This is a genomic window from Lewinellaceae bacterium, assembly GCA_020636135.1.
Taxonomy (GTDB): domain Bacteria; phylum Bacteroidota; class Bacteroidia; order Chitinophagales; family Saprospiraceae; genus JAGQXC01.
This window is the reverse complement of the sequence record JACJYK010000001.1, coordinates 57,659-68,897: the sequence shown is the minus strand read 5'-3', so window position 1 is coordinate 68,897 and position 11,239 is coordinate 57,659. Positions and strand designations below refer to the sequence as shown.

Sequence of the window (11,239 nt, the reverse complement as noted above, 5' to 3'; positions counted from 1 at the left end):
AGTTCGTGCAAATGACTTTTAAAATCCGATCGGCATCTGATACGCAACCGCGTACATTATGTGAATGCAGTATGCGAATGGAATGAGTGTATGCGCTACCAGGCAGGCAAATACCTCGCAGGCAAAACTATCGCATCGTTGGTCCGGATTGGTACCGGCATCCATGCGTAATTAGTGTCTGTTAATTAGCGGCTGAACCGGTACGATGCCTTAACCAGAAAGATATTCCGCGCATCGGTCGTGAAAAGGCTGTGCAGATCCTGGCCAAAATTGAATTGCCCCATCGATACCGCGTCATTGCGGTTCTGTGACCAGACGAAATACAATACCGATCCAGGTTTGTATTCCCAGCGCAGTACCAGGTTGGACAGGAATTCCTTGAAATTAAAGTCAGGGATACCGATAGAATACGATGGACCAGCGCCTGTCTCATGCAAGGCGATGTAGTCCGCCCCTTCCTCTATTTCTGCCGGCTGGTACACATGGAATCGCTGCGAATATTCACCAGCCTGCGGGTTGGTGATGTATTTCAACTTATCGTATTTGCCGGCTGCTACGAAGGGCTGACCCCAGTACTGGATGGTGAGGTCCGGTGTGATGGTATAATTCAACCGCAGTGACATACCCAGTACATTCTGGTCGATGGTACCGAAGATGTAGCGTGTATCCTCTCCTAATGGTATCTGATCAATGTATTGCAGTTCGCTGATGTTTTTCTGGAAGTAAGCGTTGATGCTGGTCTGCAGGGATTTGGTGGGCCGGTAGCTGAATCCCAGGCTTTCGTAATAGCCTTTGCGATAAGTTTCCGCGCTCCAGTTCTGGGTCCATTCCCACTCCAGCTGCCAGGGTTTCTGATCATTGGTACTAATGTAGCCCCACCAGTTGTATTGCGTCGGAATAAGCAACGCCGGTCCACCGCGCAGTGCCGCCGTATACAGCGCCTGACCATTGACATTCATTCCTGTGCTCAGATGCCAGTAATTGGTAAACTGTGTGTGCATGTTTACATTACCACCCAACCCGAGGTTTTCAAATCCAAAATCCGATGCTTGCCATTGATTAAAGTTGAGGGAGAAATTGCGGAAGATTTTGTACGGTTTATATACGCGGTAGCCTACCCAGATCACTTCAAAGAGATTATCCGCTTCCGGCATGTAGCCTGCATCATTAAGTTCCAGGCCGGGTGATTTCCAAGCGACCGCTGCCAAAAAACGCAATTTCCCACTGAATTTTCCCAGCAGGGCTTTGCCGCCAAATCCGGTCAACTCTTCTTTACTCGGATCCAGGATCTTATAACTCTGGTCCGGGCGCTGAAAATTGTGCACAAAAGAAGTCTGGACCGTTTCAATAGCCTCGGGATCACCTTTTAGACGGCTGAAGTAATTGCTGACTGAAAACTCCCAGGTACGGTTATTCCATTTATGGGTAAAGTCCACACCTCCGGTCATGGCACTCTCCGGAAGGAATTGCAGGTTGACCTGACTGATTTGCCGGTTGACAGAGGTAATCATCCCACCCAGAATGGTATTCCCAGAGTCAAAATCTTTCTGTACTCTACCGACCAGATAATTGGTCAGTGGTTCTACGGTTTCCTTGCGTTCGTCTCCTTCACTGTTGGTGATGGAAGCGTGCTCTTCAGCGGTAAGGCTTTCCAGGATCCCGATGGAGAGTCCTTTTTCAGTTTTCCCGGTTAATTTAGCTGCACCCAGGATAGAGGTGAATTCCGGTGATTTAATGTATTCGCCGTCCAGTATACTGGGATCGTAATGCGGCCTCCTGCCTATGCGTCGTGAGTAAAACAGGTTTTCAGAACCGAGGTCTCCGTCACCAAATAGCAATGGAAAATTGAAGATGTTTTTTCCTTCTATAAACAGTAACCGCTTTTCTTCGAAAAACAACTCCTGGGTGGTCAGATTCACGCGGGATGGATCCGCTTCGACCTGACCGAAGTCGGGGTTGATGGAAAAGTCAAGCGTAAAATTGTTTGACAATCCCACTTTGCCATCCAGGCCTGCATTGAGTGAATTGGTAGCGCCATGGTTGCGGTAAGGATCACCGGGAACTGCCTTGTAGCGATCCGCCTGTGCCACGACATAGGGAGCGATCTCCAGTGGCAACTTAGGCTCAAGATTGGTCAATCCATCGAGGGTGGCAAACTGGGATACCCATCCGGCCTGCTCGCGCGCAGCAGGTTGCCAGACAATGGTCTCATCCTTACGGAACAACTTGCGCGCTACCTGAATACCCCAGGTTTGGTTATCTGCTTTCTTAAACCGCAACTGAGTCAAGGGGATCTTCATCTCACAATACCAGCCTGCCTGGTCACGGGATGTTTTCACATACCAGGTTGGGTCCCAGGAATTATCCTCATTTTCTCCGTCATTGCTTACGATGAAGTCCAGTTTGACTCCCGCAGCCGTGGCAACGAAAGTAAATGCCGTCCTGCGGTCAAAATAGGAATCAAACTGTACACCCACAAAATCGCCGTCAATATCATCCCGGCGGGTAAGCCGGTGATAGATGCTATCCGGAGATGTGTCAAAAGCCTTAAACCCTACGTAAATAAAATTGTCGTCATAAGCCAGGGCAAATGCTGTCCGTTGGGAGGGAGCTGCTTTTTCGACCGGCTCGTATTGCACGAAGTCATCGTGCCACTCCAGCGTCTGCCAGAAAGGCTCATTAAACTGGCCATCCATAGTCAACTCCGTGATTTGGATGCGCTCAGCCTGCAATGATTTTGTTGGATATGGGGTGCTTGCATACAATGGCAGTACTATGCTCCCTAACAGAAGCCCAAGAGCATTCTTCATCGCTTTCATTTAGTCTGGTTTCAGGGATAAGACGGGCCTTAACCTTAAGAAGTTGCAAAAAAAGTTGTTTTTCTTTGATCTGGTGTCTGGCACCCTGGCTTATCTGCCGGCCGAAAGCATGTTGCGAAGTAACCTCAAACCAGGAATGCCTGGCGGGTCAACCGGACCCATGTATAGATCTTACCTTCCAGATCCTGGCGCATGGAATTTTGTACTTCATGGCGGTGTGCCACTCTATCTTTATGGGATTCTTCTTGTTTCCTGTTCCGAAAAGCCTGAGTCATGTAGCGGTCCAAAAGATGGTGATCATGCCAGGTGCCTATTTCCTGGGCCAGTGATTTGGCTGTTTCCCAATGTTCCGATAACCGTTCATCCAGTGCGATAAGTACACGGATCTTGTGCAATTCCACCAGCCGTTTGAGCGCTGTCCGGATGGAATGCAGGTATTCACTTTTCGATTGCCCTGGCCGGACCTGGATCTGCTTCAGGTATTTGAGTTTGAGATACCAGATGGCGTTTTCAATGACTTCCCGGTCGAGGGTCAGGAGCCAGCTTTGGAATGGTTTTTTAAAATTAAACGCCGAAGGCTCGAAAGCTTTCAGGTATGCCTTGAATTGCTTCTCTGCTTTTTGCACATGCTTTTGTGCCTCCGGCAACAGAAGTTCAAGAGCGGGTTCGCCTTCCAGCAAAGCCAGCCGGACCTGGGCATCCCGCAGGACTCCGGCAGTTTGAAATAATTTATTGGCGGCTTTCTGGAGTGTCTCGGTCCGTTTCCGGCCGGCGTCGGTCTGTCTGAGAACGGCCAGTAATACCCGGAGGCGCTTAATGGCCAACCGTAACTGATGAACAGTTTTAACATCCAAATCGCCTTGTAAATTTCCAAGATGAAGCTGGATCTCATGAAGCGTAGACTTCACCAATTCAGTCCACCTTTCCGTCACAGTTTTCGGGGTTCCGTCCTCCATTTTTAGCATTTTAAACACCAATTCAAGCATTCCCTGACCTTATTGAATGAGGAGGACAGGGTTTTCCGCTTGCTATCCTACAAGATAAGCGGTCGGCATCGTTATCCGGTATTTGGTCGAAGTTTATACGGCATTAGCCTAATATTCCCTTTGGTTCACACGTTTATCTCTAGCTTGGAACCATTCATATAAACCTGATGATTGTACTGCGTGATATACGCAAGGCCTACGCCACGGAATTTACCCGGCTAGAGGTCTTGAAAGGAATTGATTTGACGATAGGCGATGGTGAGTACGTGTCTATTATGGGCTCGTCAGGATCGGGTAAGTCTACCCTGCTGAACATTTTAGGGATCCTGGATGACTATGACAGTGGCACCTACCATCTGGATAACACCCTGATTTCCAAAGATCTTTCACAAAAAGAAGCTGCCTTCTACCGCAATCGTTTCATCGGTTTTGTATTCCAGTCATTCAATTTACTGAATTTCAAAACAGCACAGGAAAATGTCGCCCTTCCGCTGTATTACCAGAAAATAAACCGCAAAGAGCGCGCCGATCTGGCAATGCACCACCTGGAACAAGTCGGTCTGGCTGACTGGGCCACCCACTTCCCCAATCAAATGTCCGGAGGACAACAACAGCGGGTAGCGATAGCACGGGCACTGGCAACTAATCCCAAAGTTATCCTGGCTGACGAACCCACCGGGGCACTTGACAGCACAACATCCCATGAGGTCATGGAGATCTTCGACCGGGTCAATTCAGAAGGGAAAACGTTGATCCTGGTAACCCATGAGATGGACATTGCCCATCGTACAAAACGCATCATCCACATCAAGGATGGGTTGATCTTAAACGAAGGCTTATGATCGATCTGGACAAATGGAATGAAATCTTCGAGAGCATCAAACGCCACAAGCTGCGTACCGCGCTGACAGCCCTGGGTGTATTCTGGGGTATTTTTATGCTGGTCATCCTCCTTGGCGCCGGACAAGGCCTGCAAAATGGCATCGAATTCCAGTTTGAAGGTGATGCAACCAACAGCATCCGGATATCCGGTGGCTGGACTTCTAAAGCCTACAGAGGCCTCCCAAAGGGGCGCCGTATTTACCTGAATAATGAAGACATCGCGATCCTGCAGCGCGATTTTCCGGAAGTGGAGAATATTTCCGGCAGGGTCTTTCTACAGGGAAATCAATAAGTACGCTTCAAAGACAAAATCTTTGCCTATTCGGTACGCGGTGTTTCTCCTGCCATGGCTTACCTGGAGCAATTCATGATGGTTCAGGGCAGGTTTCTTAATGATGGCGATGACCATTTATTACAGAAAAATGCAGTTATCGGGACACTGGTCAAGGAAGAGTTGTTTGGTAAAAATGAAGATGCCGTAGGAAAGGAAATCAACATCGGAGGAATTGTCTACAAAGTCATTGGCGTCTATTACGATAAGGAAGGTGAGCGCTCCTTACGGGATATTTACATCCCAATCACCCTGGCACAGCGCGTATATCAGGGCACTGAATACGTCAACAACATCTGGTTCTCTACGGCACAGGTGGATCTGGATCAGGCCAAGTCTCTGGAAAACCGCATCCGCCGGATGATGTCAGCCAAATACCTGTTTGATCCGGAAGATGTGCGTGCGATGTGGATCTCCAATGCCCTGGAAGAATACCAGCACTTCCAGAACCTGTTTGCGGGCATTAAAGCCTTCTTATGGTTCGTAGGATTAGGCAGTTTACTGGCCGGTGTCATCGGAGTCAGTAACATCATGCTGATCATTGTTAAAGACCGCACCAGGGAGATCGGGGTCCGAAAAGCATTGGGAGCAACCCCCGGGTCCATAGTCAATATGATCCTGTCTGAGTCGATATTTATCACGCTCATGGCCGGTTATATTGGTATGATCCTCGGGCTGATGGTACTGTATTTTGCCAGCAGCATCCAATCGGAATTTTTCCGGCAACCGGAAATCCATCTGGGTGTTGGATTGTTGGCCATCGTCATCCTGACCATCGCAGGCGCATTAGCCGGCTGGGTTCCTGCCCGGCAGGCATCCCGTATTAATCCTGTAATCGCTATGAAAGCTAGATAATTATGTTCAACCGAGACACCTGGCAGGAAATCTGGATGACCATCCAACAGCATAAATTGCGTACGTTCTTAACCGTGCTTGGAGTATTCTGGGGTGTCTTTATGCTGATTTTTATGCTTGGTATGGGTTCCGGTCTGGAAAATGCGGTATTCCGTGATTTTGGTGACCGGGCCACGAACATCATGTATGTGTGGAGCTCTTCAACATCCCTACCCTACCAGGGTTATCAGCCGGGACGTTTCCCGCGTCTAAACTTCGATGATCTTGAAGCCATCAAGCAACAAGTCAAAGGGGTTGGATTTATCGCACCCCGTACCCGGCTGGATGCCAAAGTTGTGCACGGAGAAACTGCCGAAACCTATGAGATCCGTGGCGAGCTGAGCCAGATGATCAAAGTGGAGGCCCTCAAGGTATACCATGGTCGCTACATCAGTGACCTGGATAATGAAGAAACCAGGAAGGTTGCTGTTCTGGGCACCCGAACCGCTGAAGTTCTTTTCGGCCGGAATGCTGAACAAGCCATCGGCCAGTATGTCACCATCAACGGTGCGGAATTTCTGGTTGTCGGCATCTTCGGCCCCCGGGTGATCAAACCCTGGACCGAAGACGACCAGGAAGCGGTGGTGATTCCCCTGACAACCATGCACCGCACCTTTGGCATGGATGGCCGGGTACACTATTTCGCCGTCAGCGCCCAGGAAGGTTATCGCATCGCACAGATCGAACCACAGGTCCGGAGTCTGCTCAAAGCAAGGCACCATGTGGCCCCCAATGATCCCCGAGGCATCGGTGGATTTAATCTCGAGGCAGAATTCCAACAAATCCGGGGGCTTTTTGACGGCATATCGGCATTTCTGTGGATCGTGGGAATAGGCACTTTATTAGCAGGAATCGTGGGTGTCAGCAACATCATGCTGATCGTGGTGAAAGAACGTACCAAGGAAATAGGCATACGCAAAGCCATCGGAGCGACGCCGGCATCGATCATCAGCAGCATATTGACCGAGTCCATATTCATCACGGCAGTATCCGGTTATCTGGGCTTGCTGGCTGGTGTTCTGGTTATTGGCGGGATCAATTTTTTAATGGAACAAGCTGGGGTGGAGTCCCAGATGTTTTACAACCCGGAAGTCAATCTGGGCATCGCCATCGGCGCTATGGTTTTGCTTACCATCGCCGGTACCGTCGCCGGACTGATCCCGGCAACCCTGGCAGCCAGGGTAAATCCGGTGGTTGCATTGAAAGACGAATAATAAAATTTGAGAATTCAGATGTGAGATTTCAGATGTGAGTGCATCAAAAAAACGACTGAATACTGAATACTGAATACTGATTACTGATTACTGATTACTGTGTCTCGTCCTGGAAATAGTTGACAGATTAAGAGATGATTTAAAAATAATACTATCCATGGTAAGGTTCAATGATATTTATGCAGCATGAACTGATGCTGGAGTTTGGTAATTGAGCCTTAAATGGAATCGTACATAATTGTAGCGGTAAATGGCGTCTTTTACAGCATTTACAGCAACCTTTTTTGATGCGAATTCCTGATCGAGATAGAATTCTTTCTTGAGAATACCATTTACTCTTTCAGCCATTGCGTTTTCATAACAGTTTCCTTTGGCAGCCATACTGATCTGAACGTTGTTACTATTCAACAAGCGGGTATAAGCATGACTACAGTATTGAATGCCCCGGTCCGAGTGGTGAATCAATGGTAACGTTGAAGATCGTTGTGCCAAAGCCATTTTCAAAGCCCGTAAACAGCCGTGTAATTCCAGGCTATCACTGATGTCGTATCCGACGATTTTGCGCGAATATGCATCCGTAATCAGAGCCAGGTACATGAACCCGGCACGTGTACTGATATAGGTAATGTCGCTGACCCACACTTCATTGGATCGTTGTGCTTTTATTTCTTTGATCAGATTACTATAGACGTGAAAACGATGCAACGAATTCGTCGTTCGCACATAGTTCTTGCGCCATTTTACGCCCAGGTCATATTTGCGTAGTAGCTCAAACAACGTATCTCTACCCAGTTTGATGCCTGATTCCATCAGTACAGGTTGGATGCGCTTAAGCATTTTTCGGCCTCCTTCTTCTGTAAGCTTTTGTCGACACTGCACAATTTTATCCACAATCACTTCCTCCTGGATTTGTTTCTTGCCAAGCCGTTGTAGCCCTTGGTAGTAACCTTGCCGGCTCAACCCAAATCGTCTGCTTACTTGTTCTACGGTTGGTTGTTTCCCCGTGCCAAGCGAGTTCCGTAGAACTATTGCTTTTTCGACTCCTTGGCATCTCGCTTTTTTGCCAACTCGTCCGAATTGGCATAGCCTAAGCGCTGTGCAGCATATTCATTTAAGCCTGCATGGTACAAGTAATCAAGCTGGGTCTTTACCAAGGCTTTTTCCAACTCCTTCACTTTGGCTTCTAACTCTTTGATTCGATTGAGATCTTCTGGCATTTCAATACGTATTCGACGGTTTAATAAGTCTGGCTGTTCGTATTTGTTGATCCAATTTAATAACGAACCTGCCGCAATTCCATATTTGTGAGCCAGCTCATTTTTATTGTACTTCCCGGTGCGTAGCTCATGCAATACATGCAATTTAAAGCTCTCACTATAACGGCGATAACCTTTTGAATACTTCAATTTGACAACTTCCATCGTTTTTGTTTTGTTGTCAACTTATTTCAGGACTTTACACTGATTACTAAAACAAATAATAAGAATGAATCGTGGGTGTTTTATTAGTACCATAGTTGCCGTCGGGATCTTAACCGTAGGACTTGTTTTTTACTTTATCCAGCAACGTAAAAAATCGCCGGATAACCTGCGTTTTGAAAAACCGGCCTATGAGGATGTGATCAAGAAAACCGTTGCGACGGGTACCATCAAGCCACGTCTGGAAATCAACATCAAACCCCAGGTTTCCGGTGTCATCGAAGAACTTTATATCGACGAAGGGCAGGTCATCGAAAAAGGACAGAAAGTAGCCAAAATCCAGCTGATACCCAGCCAGATCAGCATCAACCAGGCACAGACCAATGTCGAGCTATCCCAACTACAGGTCAAAGAAGCCGCGCGGGAACTGGAACGCCAAAAGAAGATCGCCTCACAGAGTCTGGATGTTGAGAGCGCCCGGCTTAATTATGAAAATGCCAAACAGGAAGAAGAGCGTCAACGCCGGCTGCGTGATGAGGGCATCATCTCCGAACAGGATTACAACCGCATCCTCCTTGACCTGGAATTGCGTAAGACGACCTATGAGAACACCAAGATCTCTTCTGAAAATACGCTTAAACAGTTTGAGACCACCCTTGACATCCGTAGACAGGAACTAAACTCTGCCATAGACAACCTCCAGTTACTAAAGGAAGGTGCGGCGAAAAACTCCAAGCAAGTGTCCAACATCGTCACCGCACCGGTTTCCGGTATGGTACTGGACATTCCGGTGGAGGAAGGTTCATCGGTAATCGAGCGCAACAACTTCAATGAGGGTACCACCGTCGCCATCATTGCCGATATGAATGCACTGATCTTCGAAGGCAAAGTCGATGAGTCCGATGTGGGAAGGCTGAAAGAAGGCATGCCACTGGTTTTGAAGATCGGCGCGATCGACAGTTCAGCAATCGATGCATTCCTGGAATTCATTGCGCCCAGAGGTGAAAAAGAAGAAGGGACTGTAAAATTTGAAGTGCGTGCAGCCGTCAAACCGACCACCAATGTCTTCCTCCGTGCCGGATACAGTGCCAACGGGGATGTGATCATGGAAAAAAAGATCAATGTGCTTACCGTGAAGGAGCGCGACATTCTCTATGAAGACAACAAAGCGTATGTTGAGGTGAAGAAAGGAGACAAGGCAGTGGAAAAGGTCCCGGTCACCACAGGTATATCCGATGGATTAATCACAGAAATCACCAGCGGCCTTGATACGACCATGCAGGTGAAAGTCCAGCAGGAAGTAGCTCAGCCGGCCACAACATCCAACTAATCTGACTTAAATGGCAGATGCCAGTGCGCCGATAAACCGGTCAATTTCCTCTCTGAGCACAAAATGGTGGCAGGATATCCGGTTACCGTTCACGTCCGGTAATACCTTGATGATGATGTCCTGTTCCTTGAGTTTTTGAGCTACCTCATTATTTTTTGCCTTGTCCAGTGTGAAGCTGACGATGGCACAGCTCAGTGCATCATCTTCCGGGCTGATGATCCGGATGCCAGGCAGTGCTAGCAGCTTTTGCCGGCAATAATTCCGCATCTCCAGGCAGCGCTGCTGAATGCGTTCCACACCTATTTCCTGGTTCCACCGTATGGCTTCTCCCAGTCCAATGATCGTGGCTACATTCCGAGTGCCTGAGGATGACGAATAACCGGCAAATCCGGAATGGGTAAATGCGCTGTGTATCTGCGGGTGAAGTTCAGGGCTCACATAGAGGAAACCAGTCTCCTTGGGTCCGAGCAACCACTTATGACCGCTGGTGGCGTAGGCATCAACATTCAAGGCCTGAACATCAACCTTTATCTGCCCGGGAGCCTGGGCACCGTCGGCAATAAGCAGAATACCCCGCGGTTTGGTGATCCTTGCTATTTCAGCAAAAGGCATAACGAGGCCGGTGATGGTGTTCACGTGGCTGAGGAGGACCATTTTGGTTTTCTCTGTCAGATTTGCATGCAGGGTTTCCAGAATTTGTCCGGTACTCTGGGTTGGCATGGGTATGGTCATTTTCCGGATGACAGCCCCCTGGTTGGCAGCCGTATATTCCAGTCCGACCAGGGCGCCTCCATGTTCCTGATCGGTGGTCAGGATCTCATCTCCCGGATTCAGCCGGATCGACTGTGCCACGAGGCTTAGGCCTTCGGTAGTATTCCTGGTAAGCAGAATGTTGTCTTTTTCAGTCCGGATATAATCCGCGATGATCTGCCTTACCGCTTCCATCTTTTGTCCCAGTGGCCCCCAGTTTTCCGCAGCCGGGTTCATCTCCAGCTCCCTCATGGCCTCATATACGGTGTCAATCACCTGTAAGGTGCTGGGCCCCAGACTTCCCGTATTTAAATAGATTCTACCATCCGGGATCAAAAGCTGTTCCCGCACCAATGCAAAAAATGCATCGTCGTTCAGTGATGACCATTTTGCCAGGTCAATCCCTATCCTGCTCCTTCCTGGCCCAACAGCTCCGGTGAGCGCCGGGCTCAAACTTAACCATCCCGCTTGCCGGATAAAATTCCTTCTGGAAGCCATGACTTCTGATTTTGGCATTAAGATACAAATGTTTTATTCCAACGAAATACCGACTAAGGTCAGGTGAAAAACAGCAATGAGTTGAATCGCTTGAAGAGAATATGGGTAATTTTGGGG

At 48.5% G+C, this 11,239-nt stretch carries 10 protein-coding genes; 5 read left to right on the top strand and 5 right to left on the bottom strand.

What is annotated here, in order from left to right; translation table 11 throughout:
• Positions 1 to 185 precede the first annotated feature (185 nt).
• Positions 186 to 2,819 (bottom strand): carbohydrate binding family 9 domain-containing protein, encoded by a 2,634-nt coding sequence (locus H6570_00245; protein MCB9317680.1) that lies wholly within the window; start codon positions 2,817 to 2,819, stop codon positions 186 to 188.
• A 125-nt stretch (positions 2,820 to 2,944) separates the two neighbouring features.
• Positions 2,945 to 3,775 (bottom strand): CHAD domain-containing protein, encoded by an 831-nt coding sequence (locus tag H6570_00240; GenBank protein ID MCB9317679.1) that lies wholly within the window; start codon positions 3,773 to 3,775, stop codon positions 2,945 to 2,947.
• A gap of 197 nt (positions 3,776 to 3,972) precedes the next feature.
• Between H6570_00240 and H6570_00235 the strand changes: the two genes are divergently transcribed.
• Genes H6570_00235 through H6570_00220 form a run of 4 tightly spaced genes read left to right on the top strand, consistent with a single transcriptional unit; the run spans position 3,973 to position 7,126 of the window.
• The gene (locus tag H6570_00235) at positions 3,973 to 4,647 is read left to right on the top strand and encodes an ABC transporter ATP-binding protein (GenBank protein MCB9317678.1); all 675 of its coding nucleotides are present in this window, start codon (positions 3,973 to 3,975) and stop codon (positions 4,645 to 4,647) included.
• Positions 4,644 to 4,979, top strand: a complete 336-nt coding sequence (locus H6570_00230; GenBank protein ID MCB9317677.1) for an ABC transporter permease — start codon at positions 4,644 to 4,646, stop codon at positions 4,977 to 4,979. Before H6570_00235 ends, H6570_00230 begins: the two co-directional genes overlap by 4 nt.
• Before the next feature lie 54 nt (positions 4,980 to 5,033).
• Positions 5,034 to 5,873: an FtsX-like permease family protein gene (locus tag H6570_00225; protein MCB9317676.1), complete on the top strand. Its 840-nt coding sequence runs from the start codon at positions 5,034 to 5,036 to the stop codon at positions 5,871 to 5,873.
• 2 nt (positions 5,874 to 5,875) lie between these two features.
• Complete coding sequence (locus H6570_00220) at positions 5,876 to 7,126, top strand: ABC transporter permease (protein ID MCB9317675.1); 1,251 nt, start codon at positions 5,876 to 5,878, stop codon at positions 7,124 to 7,126.
• A gap of 177 nt (positions 7,127 to 7,303) precedes the next feature.
• Here the strand turns inward: H6570_00220 and H6570_00215 are convergent, their stop codons facing one another.
• Both H6570_00215 and H6570_00210 read right to left on the bottom strand, forming a co-directional pair.
• Complete coding sequence (locus H6570_00215; GenBank protein ID MCB9317674.1) at positions 7,304 to 8,086, bottom strand: IS3 family transposase; 783 nt, start codon at positions 8,084 to 8,086, stop codon at positions 7,304 to 7,306.
• Between the two features lie 65 nt (positions 8,087 to 8,151).
• Positions 8,152 to 8,547, bottom strand: a complete 396-nt coding sequence (locus H6570_00210; GenBank protein MCB9317673.1) for a transposase — start codon at positions 8,545 to 8,547, stop codon at positions 8,152 to 8,154.
• Positions 8,548 to 8,611: 64 nt separating this feature from the next.
• Between H6570_00210 and H6570_00205 the strand changes: the two genes are divergently transcribed.
• Positions 8,612 to 9,874, top strand: a complete 1,263-nt coding sequence (locus H6570_00205; protein MCB9317672.1) for an HlyD family efflux transporter periplasmic adaptor subunit — start codon at positions 8,612 to 8,614, stop codon at positions 9,872 to 9,874.
• Between the two features lie 6 nt (positions 9,875 to 9,880).
• Here the strand turns inward: H6570_00205 and H6570_00200 are convergent, their stop codons facing one another.
• Complete coding sequence (locus H6570_00200) at positions 9,881 to 11,122, bottom strand: aminotransferase class V-fold PLP-dependent enzyme (GenBank protein ID MCB9317671.1); 1,242 nt, start codon at positions 11,120 to 11,122, stop codon at positions 9,881 to 9,883.
• Between the last annotated feature and the right edge of the window lie 117 nt (positions 11,123 to 11,239).